Source organism: Bacillus toyonensis BCT-7112 (genome assembly GCF_000496285.1).
GTDB lineage: Bacteria > Bacillota > Bacilli > Bacillales > Bacillaceae_G > Bacillus_A > Bacillus_A toyonensis.
Genome location: NC_022781.1, coordinates 302,048 through 324,882, shown reverse-complemented (window position 1 = coordinate 324,882; position 22,835 = coordinate 302,048). Strand labels below are relative to the sequence as shown.

Genomic DNA, 22,835 nt, shown 5'->3' with positions numbered 1-22,835 from the left:
TAATTTTATGAAGTGAACAATAGGGGATAAGGCAATTAAAAAACGTAAAAAGGGGACAGGAAATATAATGAATGAAATACTAGAATTAAAAGAAGAACTACAACAAATTAAACATAATAATTATGCTGTACCAGAGGATGTGGACGCATATCCATATGCACAGTGGATGCTAGATTATATCGGATCACCAGATGCTGAATTACGCGATGATTTGATTTATAGTACGCTTCACACATGGATTACAAATGATGTATTTAGACAAAAAGAGTTACGAGGATTAATGCTACAAGCAATTAGTCCTGATTATTTATTTTATAAAATTGGAGAAAAAGGAACAGACTCTGTGTTTAAACGCGCGTTCTCCGTTTTAATTCCACCACTTATTTTATCTGTTCATGAAAGAGAACCGCTGTTATCTGAAGAACAACTGTACAGTGTGGCAGAACAAGTACTGGAATATGTATATTTAGAAGAAGATGTAAGAGGCTACATAGAAGGAAAAGGCTGGGCACATTCTACAGCGCATGCGGCTGATGCGCTAGATGCTTTAGCACGTACAATACGAAATCGTGAGTTTTCATATGCAATACTAGCTGCCGTTCGTCAGAAGGTACGATTGAATGATTACGTATATGTACACTTTGAGGATGAGAGATTAGTAAAGCCAATTATGTCTTTACGTAGCCAAAATCTATTAACTGAAGAAGAGTGGAGCAATTGGCTACATAGTATAGCAACTGTTGAAGACATCCGACATCCACAGCATGCTATTTTAGTACAAAATATTAGAACTTTCCTAAGAAGTTTATATTTCATAGCTTTAGAGAAGGAGGGAAGCAATGCCTTTACAGATGATATATTGGAGACTTTGAAGGAAGCACGTAGGTATTAAAAAGGTCCATACTTAGAAAAAATAAGTAGATATTAATATTGAAAAATTTATTAGAAATTTATTTTTACATTGTACCCTTTCAGTATAGGCTGAAAGGGGTGTCAAATGAAAAAAATATTGAAGATAGGAAAGATAATATTTTTTGTTTGTATTAGTATGATTTTTCTTGGAACTGGCGCTGTATTCATATATCATAACTATCAATTAAAAATGGAATCGAAATTAATGAACAATAAAGGTAAACTTATTAATTTCAATAATAAAAAAGTGAATGTTTATAATGAGGGGAGCGGGGAGGAGACGTTTGTATTTATGGCCGGATCTGGAATTGCCGCTCCTGTGTATGAATTGAAAGGCTTATATAGTGAATTTTCAAAAGAAAACAAGATTTCTGTAATTGAGAGAGCTGGTTATGGATACAGTGATGTTTTTCAAGATGATAGAGATATTGATACGATATTAGAACAAACGAGAGAAGCGCTTATTCGAAGTGGAAATAAACCACCTTACATTTTAATACCACACTCTCTATCGGGTATAGAGGCTATTTATTGGGCACAAAAATATCCAAGTGAAGTAAAAGGGATTATTGCGTTAGATATTGGTTTACCTAAACAGTACGTAACTCATAAAATAGGTATGGTTGATTCATTAAAAATAAAAGGGATGAATATTTTAACGAAAATTGGTTTTCAGAGATTAGCTCCCTCTATTACTTATAATCCCGAAGTCATTCGTCAATCCTTTTTAAACGAACAGGAAAAAGATATTTATAAAGCGCTTACGTATAAGAGGGCTTTTAATGATGATATGAAGCAAGAACTTTTACAAAGCTACAATAACGGTAAAAAATCAAATTCTTTATCGATCCCAAAAGAAACACCTATGTTATTTATAGATGCGATTGCTAGGCAATATAAAGATTCGAAGTATACAAAGCAAAAAAACGAAGATTATAAGGAGTTTGCTAGCAAGTTATTAATAGCTGATGTAAAAATAATTGAAGGTACACATAGTATTTATTTATATGCTCCTGATGAAATATACAAAATTGCTATGGATTTTGTTAAGAATAAAGTAGTGAAGAACTAAACAATTGTAACTTTAGCGATGAAAGGCTTACATAATGAAAGTATATAACATATTAATTGTTGAAGACGATTTGATTATAGGAGATTTATTACAAAAAATTTTACAGCGTGAGAAGTATAATGTGTGTTGGGAGAAAGAGGGAAGGAAAGTTCTTGATATAATTCATGAAATAGATTTAGTCGTAATGGATGTTATGTTACCAGGCGAAGATGGTTATCAAATTACAAAGAAAATAAAAAATCTAGGATTAAATATTCCAATTATATTTCTATCAGCAAGGAATGATATGGATAGTAAACTAAAAGGTTTGACTATTGGAGAAGAATACATGATAAAACCTTTTGACCCTAGAGAGTTGTTGTTAAGGATTCAGAAAATGTTAGATAATCAATATGGTACGTTCACGCAAATTAACCATTTATTTATAGATGCAGAATATAAAAGAGTTTTTATTAATGATTTGCGTAATGAAGTTGCTTTTACAGCAATTGAACGAAAAATATTCTTCTATTTATATGAAAATAGAGATAGAACTTTATCTAAAGAACACTTCTATGATTACCTATGGCAACTCGAAGATAGAAATCAAAATATCATGAACGTACATATAAAGAAAATCAGAACCAAAATTGATGATAAAACAGGTGATATTATTCAAAATATTTATGGAGAAGGGTATAGACTAAATACCTATATGAAGAAATGAACTTAAAAAAAAATATCAGTTACTACTATTCTCCGCTATTGTTAGCGTACCTCTGTTATTGTTGTCGATTAGTATTTTTGTATCAGTTATTTATAATGTTGCCTTTAAAACTAAAAATCAGAACATTCCTTTTCACGAATCCTTTGCATATCCTACTATGTTAATCATATTTTTATTATTACTATTAGTATTAGCTTTTGTATTTTCAAAATCGATAAACTCATTATTAAATAAAATTAATGTATTAAATCAAACGATTCGAGATTTAGCTAGTGATAAAAAAATCCCTAATATAATAGATGTCAAAAGTGATGATGAGATGGGAGAACTGATTAGGTCAGTAAACCTGCTTATAGAAAGAACAACTTATCGAGAATTAGAACTACAACAACAGGAACAAATAAAAAAAGAGCTATTAAATAAATTACGGCATGATATTAATACACCCTTAACTGCAGTTAGATTACAATTATATTATTTAGAAGGCGAATACAAAGCACAAGCGCCAGTACTTGAATCACTGTATGAGCAGATACAATATATAAGTGATTTAACTAACGAATTTAATATTCAATCTACAGAGACCTTAGAGAATACTTATATTGTGAATGATGAAGTGAATATACATAATTTAATAGAAAATATGATTAAAAAATGGAGCTATTTGTATAGCATTCATAAAATTGAATTAGTATATAATCCACAAGATAAAGAGTTGATATGGAATAGTAATGAGTTATGGATTCAAAGGTTATTTGATAATATTTTTCAAAATGTCCTTAAACATTCAAAAGCTAAAAAACTCAAAATTATTATAGATGAAGATATTGTTTCCTTTAGAGATAATGGGATTGGGTTTGATATAAATAGTAAAGGTACAGGACTTGGTTTGAAAAATATTGAAGATATATCAAAGATGTTCGATATAAAATACACTTTACAATCAAATAGTGAGGGTACTATGTTTTCATTTGAAAATACAAAAGTTTAGAGCAAATTACATAAAACCAACACCTCCCAACCATACTAAAAAATGTGTTGGAGGTGAATGTTATGGACAATAAAGACTTTGAAAAAGTTTATAATGATTACTTACATCAAGGAGAAGAGCAAGCTCAATTTGAAGTAGACAATGAAGTCAATTCAGGAGCAGAACAAATTGTTGCCGTTCGTAAAAATGATGATGGTGATTTAATAGCGTTTAAAACAAGTAGCGGGAGAGAGTTAGATTATATGACTGCTCTTAGTGAAGCAAAATCAGGGAAGTTAGCTCATGTGGACGTATTTCATAAGTATGGCAGAGATATTATACGTAGTGAACCTGATGGTATAAAGGAAAATAACTTAGATAATTTACCATCATTTTAAACGGGTAAACTCCAAGAAGAGAATGTTCATTTTGATATTCTCTTCTTTTTGTTACAAAGCTTTCCCTACAAATAGAAGGTTCATTTCTAAAGTGAAATTATACTTTTAAAGAGCTCTCTAAATTTCTCTTTATCTTCTGCTGTAAATGGTTTCGGTCCCTTTGTACGCTTACCACTTTTTCGAACCATTGCACTTAAATATCGTGTTTGTAACAATTGTTCAATGTTATCATTCGTATACTTATAGCCTTTATGGTGTAGAACGATACAGCCTTTTGCTAATGCAAGCGAAGCAAGACCATAATCTTGTGTTACGATTAAATCTTCTTTTTTTGCTAATTGCATAATTCGGTAATCTGCAGCATCTGCTCCGGAATCAACATATATTGTTTCCACACCTTTTGGTTGTTCCGCATTAGAATAATGAGAAAAGCTAGTAACGAGGGTTACAGGGATTTCTGCATTCGTAGCTTCAAAAATAATTACATCTTTTACAGGACAAGCATCTGCATCAACGTAAATTTTCATTTTTATCACTCCTATAACTAGGTTCGTGTTGATAATAATGGTAGATTTTTCTTTTGTCAAACGATAAAGCTTTATGTAAAGTCATTTTCCACAAACTAAAATAGCTTCTCGCAAACGAGAAATACCTTCCTCAATTTGATTAATATTCACTTTTCCATAAGATAAACGAATATAACCATCTTTCGCACCGAAAATACTACCGGGCATAAAGGCGATTTCTTGTTTTAAACTTTGCATAATAAGTTGTTTTTCGTTTATCGATTCTTTTAATTTTCCCCATATGTATATACCACCAGTAGGATTAGAAAAAGAGATTTTGTCGTGAAGTTGCTCATTTAAGGCGCGAACGATAACGTCTCTTTTTTCCAATAATTGTTTTCGTAACGGTACGATATGAGACTGAAATGGTACGGTTTCGAAAAATTGCTGCATAAGCCACTGCGGGAAAATGCTCATACCTAATTCCATTTGATGCCTTGCGTCGGATAACCTTTCTACTACAGACTGCGGGGCGACGAGCCAGCCGACTCGTAATCCTGGTGCAATCATCTTTGATAAGGAATGTACATAAATGACTGTTCCATTTTCATCAATCGATTTCAAAGTAGGGCAAGGTTGTTTCTTTTCTAACGTAAGCAAGCTGGATGGATCATCTTCAACGATTGCAATTCGTAAATCTGCGCAAAGTGATAATAGTTTTTTTCTACGGTTTGGATGAAGCATCGTTCCCGTAGGGTTTTGGAAATTTGGATTTAAAAAGATCATTTTAATACGGTGTTTTCTATATAACTCCTGTACATCATCTGGGTTAATCCCATGTTCATCGACAGGTAATGGGAAAATACGAATACCTGCTGATTGGAATAGAGGCAGGGAATAACAGTGTGAAGGACTTTCGAAAGCAACAGCATCACCTGGATTTAATAAACATTGTACGATAAGATGAAGTGCTTGTTGAGCGCCGGATGTAATCATAATGGATTGTTCAGTCGCTTCCACTTTTAAATATTCCTTCATATATTTTACTACCGCTTGTCTTAATGGGAGATAACCTTGCGGGTGATCATAACTTAATGAATGCGTTAACGGTTGTTCTCGTAAAATCGCTTGTAGTTGATCATGAGGATAGAGATTACAACCGAGTTCTCCGTTTGCAAAATCTATCATATTTTCATTTTGTTGTACTTCTGCCCGAATATGGCGAAGTAACGGTAAGTTTGGTAAAAACGTACCACCTTCTACGAAGTTTCTCCAGTTTGGTGTTAATGTTGGAGAAACACCCCACATATGTGTACTTACACGTGTACCTTTACCAGTTGTACTTTCTACAATTCCCATAGCACGTAGTTCATTATAAGCAGTCGTTACTGTACTTCGGTTTACATTTAACTGTGTAGCTAATTTCCGTTCGGAAGGGAGGAAGCTACCTGGAGGAAGTTCTCCATATGTAATACGTTTTTCAATAAAGTCAACAACTTGCTGATAAATAGGGATTTTACTGTCACTATCTAGCTTCCATTCCATAAAAATGCCTCCGTATCTTTTATATAAATCCAGTATAGCAAATTGGCTGGGTAAAAAAACAGCCAATTGGACGGTGTTATATCCAGCCAATTTTACTATGCTAAATATGGAAGGGGAGATTCGGATGAAAAGATGGCAAATGGAATGGCTCCTAGTATCAGTAGCATTAGTATGGGGAGCAAATTATACAATTGGAAAGTATGGCGTGGCATTTATGTCATCCATTCAATTTAATAGTTTACGATTTTTAGTAGCATCACCGGTATTATTACTTATTACATTTTTAATGGAACGCTCATTACGTATTGAAAGAAATGATTGGTTACGATTAGTAGCAGTCGGCATCGTTGGAACGACAATGTATCAAACGATGTTTATGTTATCTGTGAAATATACTTCAGCAACGAACGCCTCATTATTAATTGCGATGTCACCTATTTTTACAGGGATATTAGCGGTATTACACAAACAAGAACGTTTTTCGATGAAAGTACAAATTGGTTCAATAGTAGCGTTTATTGGTGCAGCATTCGTTTTATTAACAGGGCATACAGGAGGAGCTACTTACGAGTATGCGTGGCTTGGAAATATAATTGGATTAGTCGCAGCAATTGCGTGGGGATGGTATCCAATTTTAGCACAACCTCTTATTACAAAATACTCTGCAATGAGAGTTACATCATGGTCTACATTAATTGGAATTGTACCACTAGTTATATATTGTTTATTCAACGTAAACACATTAACGTGGCCAGTAGACATGCCAAGCTGGGGTTCACTAGCATATTCAATCATCTTTGCGACAATCTTCGGACTTGCGATGTGGTATGTCGGCATTAGTAAAATAGGCTCAACAAAAGTAATGGTTTATATGTATCTCGTACCATTATTCGCAGTGATCTTTGCAGCTGTAACAATTGGAGAGCAAATCAATATGATGCAACTTGTTGGCGGACTTATAATATTTGTGGGTTTATATGTTGTAAAAAAAGGCGGAATCAAAAAGCCAGCTCTCAATTTGAAAAAAGTAAGTTAACAGTAAAAATGATCTCTTTCATATAGAAGGAGATCATTTTTGTTTTCGTAATAAAAGAGCTTGTTCAATGGCCCATTTTTGATGATCATGAAGTAGAAATTCTACAGCATGCAATGGAGATATCCACCTTAGAACATGATCCTCCTCACAGTTTTCAGTTTGTTTCTGCACCATGTTTGTAATATAAAAGAACCCATCATTCAAATAATATGTATCTTCCTTTTCTGCATAAAAATATCGAGCTGCATTACCAATATATTGATTAATTTCAATTGTCCATCCTAATTCCTCTAGTAGTTCGCGGTGCAAACATTCTTCTTTTGTTTCATTACCTTCCATACCGCCACCAGGTAAAAAGTAACGGTCTCCTTTTTGGATAACAGCAATCATTAAAGAAGATGAATGGAAAATAACCGCATAGCAACTAGGCTGTAATACATAATGAACAGTGGGATTTTTAGAACCAAATGTAAGCTTTGAAATCATAAAACACGACCTTTCTCTATAAAATACATAAAAGGGATAATAAGGTAAATGACGAATTGTATTAAGGTAATCCTTGTTGATTGGAGTGATATCAAAATGATAAATCGAAAATGTTCAAGGTGTAAAGATATAACGGGTACAATACATGGGGGTAAAAAAATTAAGGAAGAATTTTTGTGTGAAGATTGTCTTCAAAAAGGAATTGCGAGCGGGGAAATCGAATTATCACAAGTGGAGAAAGGACAAAATTCTTATCTTTCTATAAAAATATTAAAAATAATGAGTGTTATTTATTTAATCGTATCTATTATAACAGCTTTTTCTGCCGGAGCACTTATACAGGATCCAGGACTTGGCGGAATAACATTTTCAATAACAGGTGCAGTTGGTGTTATGATAATTGGATCGATATTCCAGTCTGTTCTTGTATTTTGCGGGATATGGGTATTCATCCTATTAGTAGAAACAGTCATTAAAATTTATGAAAAAATGAAGTGAGTGAGAGGGAGAAACATATGCGAGTAAGAAACATCCAAGGGGAAGATTATGTAAAGATTCATTCTGTTTTAAATGAATGGTGGGGCGGGAGAGACATGGCTGCTATGTTGCCAAAATTATTTTTCGTTCATTTTCAAGAAACGAGTTTTATCATTGAAGAAGATGGCGAAACGTTAGGTTTCTTATGCGGATTCTTTTCACAAACACATAAAGAGGAAGCGTACGTTCATTTTATCGGTGTCAATCCGAAATATAGAAGAAAAGGAATTGCATCGACATTGTATTCTTATTTCTTTGATGTCACTCGTGCAAGCAACCGTAAAGTTGTAAAAGCAATCACGTCACCAGTAAATAAAAAATCGATACTATTTCATCAAGAAATCGGCTTTCGAATTGAGGCTGGGGATGATGAAATAGAAGGTGTATCCGTACATACAAATTATGATGGGAATGGCGGGAGTAGAGTTTTATTTTTAAAACATGTGTAAAGTAGGCTAGCGCGAAGTTAGCCTTTTTGTTGTGAGGAGGAAAGTATATGGAGAGTGTTCAAAGTAAAGATGAGTACTTACGTCGCATCTATAAAGTGCAAGATTATATAGAATTACATATAAATGATGCACTTTCAATTGAAGCGTTAGCCGATGTAGCAGGATTTTCAAAGTTTCATTTTCATAGAATTTTTAAAGGGATAGTAGATGAGCCGTTATCTCGGTATGTAAATCGCTTGAAACTAGAAAGGGCAACTCACCTTATTACATATCGTCCGGATATGACGATCACAGACATTGCGTATCACTTCGGTTTCACAGATTCAGCAGTTTTCTCCCGTACATTTAAAAATTATTACGGAGTAAGTCCATCTCAATATCGAAACTACAATAGCAAGAATTGCAAAGACGTAAGTGAACCTTCTCAATACAATGAATGTAAGAAGGTTCGAGGAAATGTTGAAATTGTAACAGCGGACGATAGAAACGTCGCATACATAAGACATATCGGTACATATGAAGAGTTAACTATAGTTTTTCCAAAAATGATAGAGAAATTATTTCGTTATGCAGCGGAGCAAAACTATCATATATTTGGGGATACGAAAGTATTAACAATTTACCATGACCATCATGAATTTACTGAGGACTATCATTTAAGAACAAGTTTATGTATAACAATTCCAGATGAATCCGCAGTAGGAACGAGTGATATTGGAATAATGGTAATACCTTCAGGGAAATATGCGGTAGGCCATTTTGAAATACGTCAAGATGAATATAAAGGTGCATGGGACTTTTTATACGGCGAATGGCTCCCAAATAGCGGATATAAACCGAGAGATGCGTATCCTTTTGAAGTATATAGAAATGATCCAAGAAAGCATCCAGAACATAAACATATAGTGGATATATATGTACCGATCGAACCTTTTTAATCATAGATTAAGGGGGAAAAATGATGAAAACTTTTGAAGAGTTGGATTACAAGATAAAAGAAGACTATAAAAATATAAACGGTATGTTAGTAGTGCATAAAGGTAATGTTGTTTTTGAAAACTATTATAATGGTTACGGTCCAGATGATGCATACCATGTAGCGTCTGTCACAAAAACGGTAATCTCTGCGCTCATTGGGATATGTATAGATAAAGGCTATATAAAAAGTGTTGATCAAAAAGTAATAGAGTTTTTTCCTGAATATAACGTTAAGTCATCAGAAGTAACAGTGCGACACCTACTTACAATGACAGCTCCATATCCTTTTGTAGACTGGCAGGAACCGTTAGAAGAACTATGCACACAACAGAATTGGGTACAGTATACACTTAATAGAATGGGGAACGGCGGAGAAATTGGATCTTTTAAATATTCTTCTGCAGGAGCACATGTACTATCAGCAATTATTTCGAGTGCAACAGGAAAAAGTGCGCGTGAATTTGCGAATGAACAGCTATTTCAGCCACTCGGTATGAGAGAAATTCCAAACTACAATATGAAAGCATTTGGATTTGATGACTTATTCGGAAAAGATGTAAAAGGATGGGTTCACGATCCAAACGATATTACAACTGGCGGATGGGGACTGACGTTAACGGTTAGGGATATGGCTAAGTTTGGACGTTTGTATTTGAATGAAGGTACTTATAATAGAAAGCAAATTCTTTCAAAGTCGTGGATACAAGAATCAACGGCGATGAATCCAAATCGATATGGTTACTTATGGTGGTTACGAGAAGAGGGTGGTATCTTTTCATACTGTGCCATGGGCGATGGTGGAAATGTGATTTGTTGTGTACCGGAGAAGGAATTGGTTGTGGTGATTGCTTCTGAAGTCATACCGAATGCAGAGGATAGATGGAAGTTAATTAAAGAGTCCATATTTCCTTATTTAAAAGATTAATATGGTTATTTTTATAAAAATAAGAATAAAAGGTTAAGTTATACTTGTTATATTCTCCATGATTGAAATAAGTGTTGTGAGAACAAAGTTGTTCAACTATAGTTAGAAAACTTCAACACCTATACGATTATTGAATAATTGCAAGGTGTTGAAGTACTTTATAATTTGTTTAGGTACTTTTAACTATTTTTTAACTTTTCTATGTATTAGATAAATCATGCAAAACACAATTGCCAGCAAGCTAAATTTAACTAATTCCATTAGGCTAATATCGCATTTTGTTTCTACTCCATCTGTTAAATAAAATACATTGAACATGCCATGTGAAATTGCAGGTGTTATCACAGAATGGCTATACTCTCTCGTATACGTCAAAATTATAGATAAAATAAATAATAACGAGAGATAGCTTAATATTCCTACAAACCATAATTCATAGTTTTTATAAAAGATTGATACTGGTAAATGCCATAAAGACCAAAGCGATGCAGTAATGATTGCTGTTTGTTTTAATGAATATTTTTTTCGTAAATGGTAATGAAAATTTCCGCGCCATATGATTTCTTCTAAAAATGCAGACAAAGCAGCAATTGTAAGACCAATGAGTAGGAAAAATCCCAATTCATTACAATGATTAAATAAGAATTTTATATTATAAATATAAAAATAGAAATGTAGACATAGCCCTAGAAGTAGTGGCAATAATATGGAGAAAATTAATGGTTTTATTTTTGGACGTGAAATTCCAAATGTATGAACCATTTTTTGTTTCTTATATAATTTCTGATATAAAATAGCAGCTAAAAGCGGAATAACCATCGTAAACCCTAAATAATTACGACCATTTTCTATGTTCAGTAAGATGATATATACAAACGATGTAAGAAAATAAATACATAGAGTTGAATGATAAACTATATTTCTATTTATATTTTTCACCTACTTACATGTATAAGTGATTAATCAAATATCCGATATTTTAATTATATATGAAATGGAAATTACATATGTTGAACTTGTGGAAAAAGTTAGACCAATCCCGTAACTTTTCACAACAAAAATTCGTTTAACAAAAGAAAGGATTTTCAATCACGAATGGGGGAGAACTATGAAGATTTTAATTCTAGGTGGTACGCGATTTTTAGGAAGAGCTTTTGTAGAAGAGGCTTTAAAAAGAGGGCATGAAGTTACATTATTTAATCGCGGAACAAATAAAGAAATTTTTCCTGAAGTAGAGCAGTTAATCGGTGACAGAAATAATGATGTCTCAAGTTTAGAAAATCGAAAATGGGACGTTGTCATAGATACGTGTGGGTTTTCTCCGCACCATATTCGGAATGTTGGCGAAGTATTAAAAGATAATGTAAAGCATTATATATTCATCTCAAGCCTTTCCGTATATAAAGATTGGATTCTGCATCATATAAAAGAAGACTATATATTACAACCTGAACCAACAAGTGATCGGATAAAGGCTGTAGAGAATGGTGAAATATCGCCTTATGAGCATTATGGTGCGCTAAAGGTATTATGTGAAAAAGAAGCAGAGAATTATTGGCCGGGGCGTGTTTTACATGTAAGAGCAGGACTTCTTTCGGGAATGTTTGATTATACAGATCGCCTTCCATACTGGGTTCAGCGTGTAGCAAAGGGCGGGAAAGTGTTAGTACCAGGAAGAAAAGATCGTCCAGTGCAATTAGTTGATATAAAAGACGTCGCAAGCTTTGGACTAAACATGGTAGAAAATAATAAAGCCGGTACATTCAATATAACAGGTCCAAATGATGAATTGACGATGGAAGAGCTATTAAATACGTGTAAAAAGGTTACGAATAGTGATGCTGAATTCGTTTGGGTCGATGAATCTTTTATGAAGGAACATAAAGTACAGCCTTGGACAGAGATGCCTTTATGGCTTCCGGAAACTTTTCCATTAGAAGGGGAAACGAAGCCGTGGAAAGGTGGATTTTCTATTAGTATTGAGAATGCTGTTAAAGCAGGGCTTACTTTTAGAAGATTAGAAGATACTGTTACAGATGTGTATGACTGGGTGAATGAAATGAAAGAGAGGGGATTAAAGGCAGGTATTTCAGTTGAAAGGGAGAAAGAATTATTAGAAAAGTGGAATGGATAGTTTTTATAGATAATAGGAATGGAGAGAAATATGATACGTCAATTAAAAAAGGTTAGAAAAAGGACGACAATTTCAACAGTTATAATGCTCTTGCTAACGGTCATTCTCGTAGGAAATAGTACGTGGTATATCTCTCATTCCTTTTCTTCTGAATTTTTTCAATTGCCGATGCCTTTGGATAGTAAGCTAATTAAAGATTATGAAGCAGATGAGAAGAATTGGATTGAATTAGCAAATGGCGGATATTGGGAAGTGGTAGCGAATCGTGTTATAGAAACGAAGCAATCGAAGGCAGAAGTAATCTCATTCTATCAAAAAAAAGGGAAGTTAAAGTATCCAAATTCTAACGAGGCTGGTGTAGAAATTCAGCTCTATTTTTTAGATGATAGTACAGTAGTAGAAACCGAAAAGGGGAATTATTACCGAGATAAGATAGGAGATACTCGTTATGTAAATGAATATGATATTAGAGATAAAAAGAAGGAAAAACAACCTAGTGATCCAGAGATAATAACATATATAATCCAAGTACATACCCAATTTGATTATTGGTATAAACTTGATTGAACATGAAGGACTATAGGAAGGATAAAAGGTTATGTGGAAAAATATCATTCGAAGTATTTCTTTAAACTTAAGTATGAAAAACCCAGCAACGAAGGATGAACTTGCTGATATACAAAAATGGTTACACGTGGAGTTACCTAATGAGTTATATCAATTATTACAGGAAACAAACGGTATAGAAGGTGAGTACGGGGACTTTATATGGTCAGCTTCAAAAATTAAAACTGAAAATATGAATATGAGAAATATAGTGGATTTTAAAGATTTATATATGCCTTTTGACTGTTTATTATTTTTTGCTGATGGCGGAAATGGTGATTTGTTTGGCTATTCTATTTTGAATGGAATGGTACAAAGAGATGATATATATGTGTGGAATCATGAAAATGATAGTAGAACGTGGATTGCTCCTTCTTTAAAGCCTTTTATGGAGTGGTGGGAGAGTGGGAAGATAACAATTTAAACATAGTATCAATAAAAAACGCCTTGTTACTAAAAAACAAGGCGTTTTTCGTATGTAAATCTACCACTCAATCGGTTCTTCTCCGTACAGTTCCCACAGCTTAGGAAACATCTTTTTCAGACCTTCTTCGTCATCTTGATCCCAGTCGAATTCAATGTCGTCATTATGAGCTCTTTCATCAGTTAGTACATGGTAAAGTGTAAAGTAAGTGTCTTCTTCATCTCCAGTTTTTTCTGCATATACAGTGAAACCGAAATATAGAGAAAGTTCTTCAATGTTTGGTACGTCATACTCACTCAAATTTTCTAATACATGTATTAACCGTTCTGGATCTTCAATACACGCTTCGTAAGTTTCTTTTCCTTGATATAATAACCACCCGCGGAAATAATCAAAACAATCATCCGAACAACCGCCTAAAATAATATAGGCTGCTGCCCATAAGCGAGATGTATAGGAAGCTTTTAATATATGATGCATATGTGTATCAAAAGCAACAATTTCATGTACTGTACGCTTAGAGAGATGAGAAGTAAGCCATTCTATTTGTTCTTCCTGGTCTTCACCTTTCGTTTTAGCGCGAGCGAGTAGCCCCCAAAATTCTTCTTCTGTTATCGTTTTTTCTTTTATATAATCTTCCCCAGGGCACGGGTCTGTATATCCTTTTTTACGTTTGGAAGCAACTAGTTTGTTAGCTTCTTTTATGCACTCTTCTTCTGTTTCAAACTCTTTCGCTTTCACGCTACCAGCTGTGCCAATTTTCCCGTAAAACACAACGTAGTCGCTTTCTTTCACAACGATTTTCCAAAACTTATTTGATTTCTCAGTTTGCTGGATTAATAACGTTTCCATTCGTACCCCCATCATATTTTTCTAGTATGCAATGTGATTGTAACATATGTATATACACTTGTAATGATGAAAAATAAGCGTTTGGAAAATTCGAAAATGATTGAATGAAGTGGATAAATTTAGTAACCTTATCTTTACAGTAATTACATAATTGTTTTGCAATAATTCGATATTTAATAAATAGGGGGAATTCGGGATGGACCTTACGTTTAAAGTAGAGGAAACATGTTTTAATTACCGAGTCGGAGCAATTTGTAAACATGATAATAAAATACTCATTCTGCAAGGTGACGGTGAAGATTTTTGGTATGTACCAGGCGGAAGAGTGAAAATGCTAGAAAATAGTGAAGATGCGTTAAAACGAGAGCTTGCTGAAGAACTAGCTGTTCCAATTGAAGTAAAGAGATTAATATGGTCAGTAGAAAATTTCTTTACACTTTCTGAGCGAAAGTTCCATGAAATTAGTTTTTACTATGAAGTAGAGCTGAAAGAATTACCTGCAAATGGGGCAGATCAATATATTCTGAATGAAGAGGATAGAACATATATGTTTAAGTGGGTGCCGATAGAAGAGTTAGATGCATACAACTTACAGCCAGCGTTTATAAAAGAGAAAGTAAAGGATTTACCAGTTCAGACAGAACATATCGTTTTACAAAAGTAAACGTATCTGGAGGGAAAACGGTGAAGGGGACTAAAAAAGAGATACATATAGATGATAAAGTCATTCGTTACACACATATCGAAAAGGGTTCCAGTGCGGTATGCTTTATGTTCTCAGGTTCAGGCTATAATTATGACAAGCCTTTATTTTATTATGCAACAATGTTAATGCTTGAACATAAAATAGATGTAGTATATATTCATTATTCCTACGATGGACAATTAATGGAAAAACCAATGGAAGTAGTAACGAAAGTAATGATGGATGATATTAACCCTATCATTAATGAAGTGCTAAAAAGTGGACAATACAACGATTCGATGTTTTTAGGAAAATCACTTGGAACAATTCCAATTGCGAATGATTTAATGAAGAGAGAAGAATTTTCACAGTCAAAAATGATATTACTTACACCATTGTTAACTTTTAATTCGATTTTTGATTCTATCTTACATAGTCGACACGAAGGGCTGTTGGTAATTGGGGATAGAGATCATCAATACAATGCAGATCAAATTGAGCAATTAGATCATTCGAATCTAAAGATTGAAATTGTCAATAATGCAAACCATTCTTTACATGTTGGGGAATATGAAACAGAGAATTCAATTGAAGCTATAGCGAAAGTAATAGAAACACTTAAAGAAGTTGTTAGGACAAACTAATTTAAGTTTCAATACATGCAAAAAGAGGTGCAATTTGCACCTCTTTTTTATTTAATAAGCCTTCAACACATGAAGCAAATAATCCTTTCGATTCAGCGGATTAAAGTCAACGCGTTTTCGAGTAGGGAAGGGGGCCGTAAGCTTTGTGAAACCAGCTGGCTTCGTTGTAAAGATTCCTTCTCCTTCTGTAAATGAATGGAGCATTTGTTTAAAATTTTCTGTTTTCGCAATAGGTAACGATCCAGTTAAGTGATAAGAATCATTATGCAATATAAGTTCTGTGAAAGTTGCTGGAATGGCTGCGAGCTTATACATTGCGGTACTAATTGCGTGCTCTGGTACAGTTAATTCAAATTCGTTTAATGGCTCAAATACACATGTTTCAGCTAGCTGTAAAGCATCCATTAAAACGAGCGGTGTTAAGTTTCTAAAGTCACTCGCTGTTGTAACAGGGCTTGCATAACCAGTATGTGTTAACGTGACGATAATGTCCGTAACTTCCCATCCGTATAAACCTTGTTTTAACGTTTGAAATACCGTATCTTCAATCGCTTTATGAAATGCTAAAGGTAGTGATCCAAGTTCAACACCTAAGTTGTACGTTATGCCAGAGTTATGCTTCCCACGTTCAACTTTGAAACCGATTGTTGCGTAAAATGGATTCTCTTTTTCACCCATTACTTCAACACTATTTCCTATGCCAATTGGTTTTTCAATACACACAACTCGTGTATTTGAAAAAGTAACCTGTAAATTATATTTCTCATGAAGTGTCGTTTCAATCACTTCTTTTTGCACCTCACCGAAAAGGCGAATGTATAGTTCATTATGAACATCGTCTTTCCACACTTTAATGAGCGGATCTTCTTCGCATAGTTCCATAAGTGCAGCGTATAAATCATGAATTCGTTCTTTTGGTACTGCATCAATGGCAGTTTCCATTTGCGGTTCGGCAAAGTGAATATCTTTTATATAATCCGTCCGTTCACCAATAATATCACCAATTTTAATATCACTCAGTCCCCACACTTTACAAAATTCTCCGCTAGGAACGGTAGAAGCTTGAACTGCATTTCCGTTATGAAACATGCACATTTTTTTAATTTTTTCTTTATGTGATTGAGACTTACTTCGCTGAATATCAACATATTTTCTAACGTGTAGACTACCAGAAAAAACTCTTACATAAGCGATTTTTTCACCAGAAGATTCACGTTCGATTTTAAACACAACACCAGATAATGTTCCATCTTGTGCCGATATTTCAGCTGGAATTAGGGCTGAAATATTTTCAAGTAGTTCAGTTACTCCCATACCTGTCATTGCTGAGCCGAAAAAGATTGGATACACATTTGCTTGCTGTATTTGTTTTTCTAGTTCTTTTCTTAATCGCACGTCGGGTACTACTTCATTATTTACATATGATTCAAGCAACGTTTCATTATATGGTGCTACTCGTTCCATACAATCGTCATATGATTTGTATTCAATGATCCGGGCTTCTTTCGTTCCTTCGTTTAGAACAGAGTAGAAGGGGAATGCTTCATTTGAAAGAACCTCTTTTATTTGTTTCATAACTTTTTCAGTGTTTGCGCCACTACGATCAATTTTATTAACGAATAAAATTGTCGGTATGTTTAGTTTCTGTAATGTTCGCATTAAAATTTTTGTTTGTGCTTGCACACCTTCAACGGCAGAGATAACTAAAATCGCACCGTCTAGAACGCGGAATGATCGCTCCACTTCAGCGATAAAATCAGCGTGTCCAGGTGTATCAATGACATTTACTTTTACATCATCAATACAGAAAGAAACGACAGATGCTTTAATTGTAATTCCGCGCTGTCTTTCTAATTCCATTGAGTCAGTTTGCGTATTACCACTATCAACTCGGCCAATTTCTTTAATCACATTCGTTTCATAAAGAATACGCTCAGTCAAACTCGTCTTGCCAGCGTCTACGTGCGCGACAATCCCTATATTTATTGTTGTCATATATAAATATCCTCATTTCATTTTCCATTTTCATTTCCTCATTTCTATTTGTGTATTGCCGCATTACAATCACACTCCAGTCATTTAAATTATTACTATTATAATGTAATTTGCATTTTTTGTAAAGCTACAAAGCGCCTTATTTTGGAAAAAATAGAATGAAAACAAAATGCTTGCATTCTAAATCGATATAGATTATATTAATTGACATATCAACTATTGATACATCAAATGTTTTTGATTTGGATGTAAAGGAGGGGTAGTTTGACAAGTTCATGCTCAAAAGAAGCGATTATTTTATATAAATTACACTTTCTAAATAAAGAAGTAAGTTCGAAGTTTGAAGGGTGTACGGGTATGAGCCAGTCTCGATTAGAGCTTATACTTCAGTTATATGAAGTAGGTGAAATTAGTCAAAAAGCGCTTCAACAAGAAGTGAATATTGATAATGCTGCGATAACAAGGCATTTAAAGCAGCTTGAGGCCAATGAAATGATTGTAAGACGTAAAAATCCAGATGATAACAGAATTACGTTAGTTTCTCTTACTGAAGAGGGACGAAATAAAATTCAGGCGTTTCAAGAGGAAAAAGAACGTTTTGCAGCATCTGCATTTAAAGGATTAAGTGAGGAAGAACGCGATAATCTTTTAAATATTTTAAATCACATTCAAGAAAATATAAAAGAATTATAAAAAAGGGAGAATACAACTATGACTAACTCAGTAAAAACAAATGATTTTAACGAAATTTTAACAGGACGTCGTTCAATTCGTAAGTACGACCCTTCAGTGAAAATTAGCAAAGAAGAAATGACAGAAATTCTTACAGAAGCAACACTTGCACCATCTTCAGTAAACATGCAACCATGGAGATTCGTAGTGATTGAAAGTGACGAAGCGAAAGCAACACTTGCGCCACTTGCGAAATTCAATCAATCTCAAGTAGAAACATCTTCAGCAATGATCGCTTTATTTGGTGATTTAAACAACTTCGATAACGCAGAAGAAATTTACGGTACAGCAGTAGAGCGTGGACTTATGCCAGCAGAAGTAAAAGAAGATCAAATGAAAAAACTTTCAGCTTACTTCTCTATGGTTACACCAGAAGTAATGAAAGATACAGTATTAATTGATGGTGGTCTTGTAGCGATGCAATTTATGCTAGCAGCTCGTGCGCACGGTTATGACACTTGTCCAATTGGTGGATTTGAAAAAGACCAAATTGCAGAAGCTTTCGGATTAGATAAAGAACGCTACGTACCAGTAATGCTAATTTCAATCGGGAAAGCTGCTGACAGTGGTTACCAATCAGTGCGTCTTCCAATTGAAAAAGTTGCAGAGTGGAAATAATTTTATAAAAGAACTTCAATAAGTGAAAGATGAGAGGGGAAGCACCATGATTATTATTCACGCAATATTTCAAGTAGATCCAGCGAAACAACAAGCATTTTTAGAAGAAATTCAGCCACTCATTCACGGTTCAAGAGAAGAAAGTGGAAATGTATCTTATGACTTATATAAAGATTCAGAAAAAGAAAGTGTTTATACGATGGTAGAAGTATGGAAAGATGAAGCGGCAGTTGCGAGCCATAATACGAGTGAACACTTCACATCTTTCGTTAGTAAAGCAGCACAATTTTTAACTGCTCCGCTTGATATAAAAGCTTATAATGGAGAGTTAGTGAAATAATAAGTTAGAAAAAGATGACTTTAGCGAATGGCTGAGGTCATCTTTTTTTGTATAAGTGGAAGCGACTCTCGAAACAGTTATGTTGAAAGATAAGTGTTGCTTTTCTCCTTACTAACATCGATGAATTGAATGTCAAGTTCGAACATTCAGTTTATTAGAATATTTTTCCATGGTATAATTTTCTTGTGGATAAAAGGTAGAGGAGAGTAAGTGATGGGAGAATTTCAAAGTAATTTGCATAGAGCAACGCAACTTGCAACGAAAATGAGAACTGCTTCAAATAGAATGCAAAGTGCTACTAGTCGCTCTATAAATAAGGCAACGCGTACTACACTATCTGTGAACTTCAAAGCACAAGAAGCAAATCAACAAAATTTGCAGATCACGAAACAATTTTGTGCTGCTTTTCAACAAACAATTGATAATATCCATTCCGTAGCAAATGAATTTGAGAAAATGGATACAGGACTTCAAAAGACTTTTCAATAATGTAACAGCCTACGTAAAGGGGAAAAGGTAGGGAGAAAAGATGAGTCAAGAAATTGAAACGAGAATGAGTCAATGTAATCAAAAATTACGAATTATATTTGAAGAACAAAATGAAAACCGAATTGCGCTGCAAAATCAAGAACGAGCTGAGGCTAGTTTTCATGAATGGAAAAATAGAAGCAATCGTTTATTTAACCGAATACTAGAAACTTGGCACGGCGACAAAGAAGTGTTTCATCTTTTTACGAATATGCGGCAAGAAATCGGACAGTATGAAAGAAAACTTACATTCGAATTAGAAAATGAAAAAGAGACGTTGCTTAAAGAAAAACGGCATCTCAGTGAGAAAGAAAACGACCTTTCCTATGAACAGCAGCAACTACAAAGGGAGGCCAATACATGAGTTTAAACATGTATTTGGGAGAAGTACAAAGTCAAACTCAAAGTATGAACGCTATATGTAATGCTACGATTGAAAGTATGGAACAAGCCATTCAATCTATTGATGCATTTGCGGTAGATACAGTACTACAAGGACAAACATACAGTAGTGCAAAAGCCTACCTTGTCCAAACATTTCGGCCATTAGCACAAGGAATCATATGCTTATGTGAAGAATTAATTCGCCAAAACGAAGCATTTCCAAATGATTTTCAAGCAAAAGTTGCTTCGACAGATGTGATCGAACAAGAAATAAGAGAACAAATACGGGGAATTAATCAATCGATTACAAGTATAGAAGCAATAGAAGTACTTATACCAATGCCCGGAGTAAATGCGAGTGTAACGGTATTAGGTGCAATGAGAAAAAAACTGGAAGAAAAACTTGAGCATTTATATGAATTCAATCATTCATCCAGCAACAACTACAGTACCGCCCTCCAATTAGCAGCTAGCATCACAGCCGGACTCGCTGAAGTGCAAAGCGGGAAAGGATTTAGTCCAGTGAGTGGTACGTTTAGTACACAAGGGTTGAATATGGATTGGGTGAGTTCTATTCAGGGGATTATAGAAGAAACAGCCCGAAAAAATGATCAGTCAATTAAAGATATAGAAACAAATAACATAATTGAGGAGAAATCTCCGGTTAGAAATGCTTGGGACGATGCGGCAGACAGTATAGTTGGCACGTTTGAAACAGCGAAAAAGATGTGGGAAGCTATTCAAAGAGGAGCGGGGAAAGCTATTGGTGATGAAATCGAGTCCGCAATAGCTTTAAGTAATATGGACATAGGAACTTTTATTAATGTAACCTATGCACTTTTCCATTTGGATGAAACTGCAAAAAATATGTGGCATGCATTTTCAAATAAAATAAAACGAGATATGATAGAGGGAGATGCAGAGAGTCGTACAGAATTGACTACCTATGGATTAACACAAATAGCTACCACAATATTAGGCGATAGGGCACTAAATAAAGTAGGCCATATCACAAAAGGAGCAAAAGCATCAAGTGGAGTAAGTACATTTGCTAATGCAGTAAAACTGGCAAAAGAATTGAAGCCTACGTTTGAAATGTTACAATCATTTAAGAGAAATGCTTCCTATGCATTCTCTAGTGTTGGTGGAACTATTGTAACCAAAATACCTCAAGGCGAATTAATAGAAGCTTATTATAAGTTTGCGAAGTCTAAAGATGGTGGTAAGGGTACGGGTAAAACTGTAAGCAATTATCTTGATGATATAGTCGAGGCTGGTGGTACCAGAATAGAAATAAATTCTAAACTTCGAAATCCATTAGATAATCCTAAGATAGCAAAGGAGATTGAGGGAAATACTGAAGCTGTATATGGATATTCACCTAAGAAGGAATCTGCCTTAAATAAGTTTGGGGTAGACTGGACAAATGGTGATGAAGTAGGTTATGCAAGAAGCGAAAGAATAAAGTATCATGAAAAAATACAACAAAAAAGAATACAACTAGAACAAGATATTAAAAATCTTCAAAATGATGGGCTATCTATGGAGGAAATTGCTAGATTGAAAGTTGAAGAGCGAAATCAAGGAAGAATGGAAACGTATATAAAATCTAATAATTTAGATGGATTGAATGCAATGAAAGAAAGAAATATTCTTGAATATGGCAGGGCAGAAGGACCTACACCTGAACAACTTTATAAAAAGTATGGTTCATGGGAAGATGTGATATATGGCAGTTTAAAAACAAATCCAGCAATGGATGTCTTGACAGGATTATTTCATAGTATGGGAGGAAATTAATTATGAAAGAAGAAAAAATACAAGGTAATATAAAGTGGATTGCATACAATAATTTAAGATTTAGAATAGAGAAGGTTAATGATGATTCATCCGTAATTTGGGTTTCTGATAATTTTGTAAATTTATGTTTTACCTTAGTAATGAATGACTTTTTAAGTAAATGTGAGGATGAGTTGAATATAAATATCGAAATTGATTTGACTTGGAATAATCATAGAGGTTTGATTATAAAAAATCATGATATAAATCTAATTTTAGGAGAAATAATTAATTTTATTAGCGAATGGGAGTTAGAAGGAAATTCAAATGCTGATAATTTTTCTACGGAAGAGTGGTATTCAGCATAAGCTTGCAGGGTATGCTAGCTTTCCATCATTTTTAGGAATTTAAAAATATGGAGGGAAATTTAAATTTAATGTATGTTTAGGGGATATTGAATGTGAATTGAAACTAAAGAGTTAGATAAATATTTTAAGCAACTAGTGAGGAATGAATTCTGTATAGTAAAGAATTCATTCCTTTTAAGTTTGTTTTAATTTACTTGTAATTATAGTAGTTAATATTTGAAGAGGC

At 34.0% G+C, this 22,835-nt stretch carries 28 protein-coding genes; 22 read left to right on the top strand and 6 right to left on the bottom strand.

Going from position 1 to position 22,835, the window contains the following annotated elements; genetic code table 11:
• The first annotated feature begins 67 nt into the window (after positions 1-67).
• The 5 genes from BTOYO_RS01690 to BTOYO_RS01670 all read left to right on the top strand — a co-directional run bounded on the left by BTOYO_RS01690 (position 68) and on the right by BTOYO_RS01670 (position 4,058).
• Positions 68-892, top strand: coding sequence for a DUF2785 domain-containing protein (locus BTOYO_RS01690; protein ID WP_001002764.1), 825 nt, complete (start codon positions 68-70; stop codon positions 890-892).
• Between the two features lie 105 nt (positions 893-997).
• Positions 998-1,984: an alpha/beta fold hydrolase gene (locus BTOYO_RS01685; RefSeq protein WP_000722104.1), complete on the top strand. Its 987-nt coding sequence runs from the start codon at positions 998-1,000 to the stop codon at positions 1,982-1,984.
• Positions 1,985-2,018: 34 nt separating this feature from the next.
• Positions 2,019-2,690 (top strand): response regulator transcription factor, encoded by a 672-nt coding sequence (locus BTOYO_RS01680; protein WP_000870356.1) that lies wholly within the window; start codon positions 2,019-2,021, stop codon positions 2,688-2,690.
• A gap of 157 nt (positions 2,691-2,847) precedes the next feature.
• Positions 2,848-3,681: a sensor histidine kinase gene (locus tag BTOYO_RS01675; protein WP_002038988.1), complete on the top strand. Its 834-nt coding sequence runs from the start codon at positions 2,848-2,850 to the stop codon at positions 3,679-3,681.
• A gap of 62 nt (positions 3,682-3,743) precedes the next feature.
• Complete coding sequence (locus BTOYO_RS01670) at positions 3,744-4,058, top strand: DUF3892 domain-containing protein (RefSeq protein ID WP_000368864.1); 315 nt, start codon at positions 3,744-3,746, stop codon at positions 4,056-4,058.
• Between the two features lie 86 nt (positions 4,059-4,144).
• Here BTOYO_RS01670 and BTOYO_RS01665 read toward each other — a convergent pair whose 3' ends face one another.
• Together BTOYO_RS01665 and pdxR are read right to left on the bottom strand one after the other, a co-directional pair.
• Complete coding sequence (locus BTOYO_RS01665) at positions 4,145-4,585, bottom strand: YaiI/YqxD family protein (RefSeq protein WP_000708763.1); 441 nt, start codon at positions 4,583-4,585, stop codon at positions 4,145-4,147.
• Between the two features lie 81 nt (positions 4,586-4,666).
• Positions 4,667-6,109 (bottom strand): MocR-like pyridoxine biosynthesis transcription factor PdxR, encoded by a 1,443-nt coding sequence (pdxR, locus tag BTOYO_RS01660; protein WP_000454944.1) that lies wholly within the window; start codon positions 6,107-6,109, stop codon positions 4,667-4,669.
• Between the two features lie 124 nt (positions 6,110-6,233).
• Here pdxR and BTOYO_RS01655 point away from each other — a divergent pair, with 124 nt between their 5' ends.
• Entirely contained in the window at positions 6,234-7,145 is a 912-nt protein-coding gene (locus BTOYO_RS01655; protein ID WP_000832950.1) for a DMT family transporter, read from the top strand.
• Positions 7,146-7,178: 33 nt separating this feature from the next.
• On the opposite strand, the gene BTOYO_RS01650 is transcribed toward BTOYO_RS01655, so the two are convergent.
• A complete protein-coding gene (locus BTOYO_RS01650) occupies positions 7,179-7,631 on the bottom strand; it encodes an NUDIX hydrolase (RefSeq protein ID WP_000624014.1) in 453 nt (150 codons plus the stop codon).
• A 96-nt stretch (positions 7,632-7,727) separates the two neighbouring features.
• Between BTOYO_RS01650 and BTOYO_RS01645 the strand changes: the two genes are divergently transcribed.
• From BTOYO_RS01645 to BTOYO_RS01630, 4 genes are read left to right on the top strand one after another with little or no spacing between them, the layout of a single operon-like run.
• The gene (locus BTOYO_RS01645) at positions 7,728-8,129 is read left to right on the top strand and encodes a DUF3980 domain-containing protein (protein WP_002038991.1); all 402 of its coding nucleotides are present in this window, start codon (positions 7,728-7,730) and stop codon (positions 8,127-8,129) included.
• A gap of 17 nt (positions 8,130-8,146) precedes the next feature.
• A complete protein-coding gene (locus BTOYO_RS01640; protein ID WP_001266068.1) occupies positions 8,147-8,617 on the top strand; it encodes a GNAT family N-acetyltransferase in 471 nt (156 codons plus the stop codon).
• A 47-nt stretch (positions 8,618-8,664) separates the two neighbouring features.
• Positions 8,665-9,555, top strand: coding sequence for an AraC family transcriptional regulator (locus BTOYO_RS01635; protein WP_000446743.1), 891 nt, complete (start codon positions 8,665-8,667; stop codon positions 9,553-9,555).
• A gap of 23 nt (positions 9,556-9,578) precedes the next feature.
• A complete protein-coding gene (locus BTOYO_RS01630) occupies positions 9,579-10,520 on the top strand; it encodes a serine hydrolase domain-containing protein (protein ID WP_000846445.1) in 942 nt (313 codons plus the stop codon).
• Between the two features lie 183 nt (positions 10,521-10,703).
• On the opposite strand, the gene BTOYO_RS01625 is transcribed toward BTOYO_RS01630, so the two are convergent.
• Positions 10,704-11,459 carry a CPBP family intramembrane glutamic endopeptidase gene (locus tag BTOYO_RS01625; RefSeq protein ID WP_002038994.1) on the bottom strand — a complete coding sequence of 252 codons (756 nt, stop codon included), beginning with the start codon at positions 11,457-11,459 and terminating at the stop codon, positions 10,704-10,706.
• 169 nt (positions 11,460-11,628) lie between these two features.
• Here BTOYO_RS01625 and BTOYO_RS01620 point away from each other — a divergent pair, with 169 nt between their 5' ends.
• The 3 genes from BTOYO_RS01620 to BTOYO_RS01610 are packed head-to-tail and all read left to right on the top strand — an operon-like array spanning position 11,629 to position 13,684.
• Complete coding sequence (locus BTOYO_RS01620; RefSeq protein WP_000697711.1) at positions 11,629-12,654, top strand: SDR family oxidoreductase; 1,026 nt, start codon at positions 11,629-11,631, stop codon at positions 12,652-12,654.
• Positions 12,655-12,684: 30 nt separating this feature from the next.
• Complete coding sequence (locus tag BTOYO_RS01615) at positions 12,685-13,221, top strand: hypothetical protein (protein ID WP_000621041.1); 537 nt, start codon at positions 12,685-12,687, stop codon at positions 13,219-13,221.
• 31 nt (positions 13,222-13,252) lie between these two features.
• Positions 13,253-13,684, top strand: coding sequence for an SMI1/KNR4 family protein (locus BTOYO_RS01610; protein WP_000265757.1), 432 nt, complete (start codon positions 13,253-13,255; stop codon positions 13,682-13,684).
• A 60-nt stretch (positions 13,685-13,744) separates the two neighbouring features.
• On the opposite strand, the gene BTOYO_RS01605 is transcribed toward BTOYO_RS01610, so the two are convergent.
• Entirely contained in the window at positions 13,745-14,536 is a 792-nt protein-coding gene (locus BTOYO_RS01605; RefSeq protein WP_000449134.1) for a DUF4240 domain-containing protein, read from the bottom strand.
• 196 nt (positions 14,537-14,732) lie between these two features.
• On the opposite strand from BTOYO_RS01605, the gene BTOYO_RS01600 reads away from it, so the two are divergent.
• Both BTOYO_RS01600 and BTOYO_RS01595 read left to right on the top strand, forming a co-directional pair.
• Entirely contained in the window at positions 14,733-15,200 is a 468-nt protein-coding gene (locus BTOYO_RS01600) for an NUDIX hydrolase (RefSeq protein WP_000366234.1), read from the top strand.
• A 20-nt stretch (positions 15,201-15,220) separates the two neighbouring features.
• The gene (locus BTOYO_RS01595) at positions 15,221-15,865 is read left to right on the top strand and encodes an alpha/beta family hydrolase (RefSeq protein ID WP_000679122.1); all 645 of its coding nucleotides are present in this window, start codon (positions 15,221-15,223) and stop codon (positions 15,863-15,865) included.
• Between the two features lie 51 nt (positions 15,866-15,916).
• Here BTOYO_RS01595 and BTOYO_RS01590 read toward each other — a convergent pair whose 3' ends face one another.
• Positions 15,917-17,860: an elongation factor G gene (locus tag BTOYO_RS01590; RefSeq protein ID WP_000207785.1), complete on the bottom strand. Its 1,944-nt coding sequence runs from the start codon at positions 17,858-17,860 to the stop codon at positions 15,917-15,919.
• Positions 17,861-18,124: 264 nt separating this feature from the next.
• Here BTOYO_RS01590 and BTOYO_RS01585 point away from each other — a divergent pair, with 264 nt between their 5' ends.
• The 7 genes from BTOYO_RS01585 to BTOYO_RS01555 all read left to right on the top strand — a co-directional run bounded on the left by BTOYO_RS01585 (position 18,125) and on the right by BTOYO_RS01555 (position 22,609).
• On the top strand, positions 18,125-18,553 hold the full coding sequence (locus tag BTOYO_RS01585) for a MarR family winged helix-turn-helix transcriptional regulator (RefSeq protein ID WP_000204170.1): 429 nt from the start codon (positions 18,125-18,127) through the stop codon (positions 18,551-18,553).
• 18 nt (positions 18,554-18,571) lie between these two features.
• Positions 18,572-19,210, top strand: coding sequence for a nitroreductase family protein (locus tag BTOYO_RS01580; protein ID WP_000185391.1), 639 nt, complete (start codon positions 18,572-18,574; stop codon positions 19,208-19,210).
• A 46-nt stretch (positions 19,211-19,256) separates the two neighbouring features.
• Positions 19,257-19,550, top strand: coding sequence for a putative quinol monooxygenase (locus tag BTOYO_RS01575; RefSeq protein WP_000583803.1), 294 nt, complete (start codon positions 19,257-19,259; stop codon positions 19,548-19,550).
• 213 nt (positions 19,551-19,763) lie between these two features.
• Positions 19,764-20,039, top strand: coding sequence for a TIGR04197 family type VII secretion effector (locus tag BTOYO_RS01570; protein WP_000503631.1), 276 nt, complete (start codon positions 19,764-19,766; stop codon positions 20,037-20,039).
• A gap of 40 nt (positions 20,040-20,079) precedes the next feature.
• Complete coding sequence (locus tag BTOYO_RS01565; RefSeq protein ID WP_000076600.1) at positions 20,080-20,442, top strand: DUF3958 family protein; 363 nt, start codon at positions 20,080-20,082, stop codon at positions 20,440-20,442.
• Entirely contained in the window at positions 20,439-22,262 is a 1,824-nt protein-coding gene (locus tag BTOYO_RS01560; RefSeq protein WP_000056091.1) for a T7SS effector LXG polymorphic toxin, read from the top strand. The genes BTOYO_RS01565 and BTOYO_RS01560 overlap by 4 nt, the downstream gene beginning before the upstream one ends.
• Positions 22,263-22,264: 2 nt before the next feature.
• Positions 22,265-22,609, top strand: a complete 345-nt coding sequence (locus BTOYO_RS01555; protein ID WP_000656836.1) for a hypothetical protein — start codon at positions 22,265-22,267, stop codon at positions 22,607-22,609.
• Positions 22,610-22,835: the final 226 nt, after the last annotated feature.

Excerpts from the sequence above, each read along its gene's own strand:
- BTOYO_RS01620 (WP_000697711.1), top strand. The coding sequence starts at position 11,629 with ATGAAGATTTTAATTCTAGGTGGTACGCGATTTTTAGGAAGAGCTTTT.
- BTOYO_RS01600 (WP_000366234.1), top strand. The coding sequence starts at position 14,733 with ATGGACCTTACGTTTAAAGTAGAGGAAACATGTTTTAATTACCGAGTC.
- BTOYO_RS01575 (WP_000583803.1), top strand. The coding sequence starts at position 19,257 with ATGATTATTATTCACGCAATATTTCAAGTAGATCCAGCGAAACAACAA.
- BTOYO_RS01605 (WP_000449134.1), bottom strand. The coding sequence starts at position 14,536 with ATGGAAACGTTATTAATCCAGCAAACTGAGAAATCAAATAAGTTTTGG.
- BTOYO_RS01570 (WP_000503631.1), top strand. The coding sequence starts at position 19,764 with ATGGGAGAATTTCAAAGTAATTTGCATAGAGCAACGCAACTTGCAACG.
- BTOYO_RS01555 (WP_000656836.1), top strand. The coding sequence starts at position 22,265 with ATGAAAGAAGAAAAAATACAAGGTAATATAAAGTGGATTGCATACAAT.
- BTOYO_RS01560 (WP_000056091.1), top strand. The coding sequence starts at position 20,439 with ATGAGTTTAAACATGTATTTGGGAGAAGTACAAAGTCAAACTCAAAGT.
- BTOYO_RS01670 (WP_000368864.1), top strand. The coding sequence starts at position 3,744 with ATGGACAATAAAGACTTTGAAAAAGTTTATAATGATTACTTACATCAA.
- BTOYO_RS01690 (WP_001002764.1), top strand. The coding sequence starts at position 68 with ATGAATGAAATACTAGAATTAAAAGAAGAACTACAACAAATTAAACAT.
- BTOYO_RS01630 (WP_000846445.1), top strand. The coding sequence starts at position 9,579 with ATGAAAACTTTTGAAGAGTTGGATTACAAGATAAAAGAAGACTATAAA.
- BTOYO_RS01615 (WP_000621041.1), top strand. The coding sequence starts at position 12,685 with ATGATACGTCAATTAAAAAAGGTTAGAAAAAGGACGACAATTTCAACA.
- BTOYO_RS01645 (WP_002038991.1), top strand. The coding sequence starts at position 7,728 with ATGATAAATCGAAAATGTTCAAGGTGTAAAGATATAACGGGTACAATA.
- pdxR (WP_000454944.1), bottom strand. The coding sequence starts at position 6,109 with ATGGAATGGAAGCTAGATAGTGACAGTAAAATCCCTATTTATCAGCAA.
- BTOYO_RS01675 (WP_002038988.1), top strand. The coding sequence starts at position 2,848 with ATGTTAATCATATTTTTATTATTACTATTAGTATTAGCTTTTGTATTT.
- BTOYO_RS01655 (WP_000832950.1), top strand. The coding sequence starts at position 6,234 with ATGAAAAGATGGCAAATGGAATGGCTCCTAGTATCAGTAGCATTAGTA.
- BTOYO_RS01590 (WP_000207785.1), bottom strand. The coding sequence starts at position 17,860 with ATGACAACAATAAATATAGGGATTGTCGCGCACGTAGACGCTGGCAAG.
- BTOYO_RS01680 (WP_000870356.1), top strand. The coding sequence starts at position 2,019 with ATGAAAGTATATAACATATTAATTGTTGAAGACGATTTGATTATAGGA.
- BTOYO_RS01635 (WP_000446743.1), top strand. The coding sequence starts at position 8,665 with ATGGAGAGTGTTCAAAGTAAAGATGAGTACTTACGTCGCATCTATAAA.
- BTOYO_RS01610 (WP_000265757.1), top strand. The coding sequence starts at position 13,253 with ATGTGGAAAAATATCATTCGAAGTATTTCTTTAAACTTAAGTATGAAA.
- BTOYO_RS01650 (WP_000624014.1), bottom strand. The coding sequence starts at position 7,631 with ATGATTTCAAAGCTTACATTTGGTTCTAAAAATCCCACTGTTCATTAT.
- BTOYO_RS01580 (WP_000185391.1), top strand. The coding sequence starts at position 18,572 with ATGACTAACTCAGTAAAAACAAATGATTTTAACGAAATTTTAACAGGA.
- BTOYO_RS01565 (WP_000076600.1), top strand. The coding sequence starts at position 20,080 with ATGAGTCAAGAAATTGAAACGAGAATGAGTCAATGTAATCAAAAATTA.
- BTOYO_RS01640 (WP_001266068.1), top strand. The coding sequence starts at position 8,147 with ATGCGAGTAAGAAACATCCAAGGGGAAGATTATGTAAAGATTCATTCT.
- BTOYO_RS01685 (WP_000722104.1), top strand. The coding sequence starts at position 998 with ATGAAAAAAATATTGAAGATAGGAAAGATAATATTTTTTGTTTGTATT.
- BTOYO_RS01665 (WP_000708763.1), bottom strand. The coding sequence starts at position 4,585 with ATGAAAATTTACGTTGATGCAGATGCTTGTCCTGTAAAAGATGTAATT.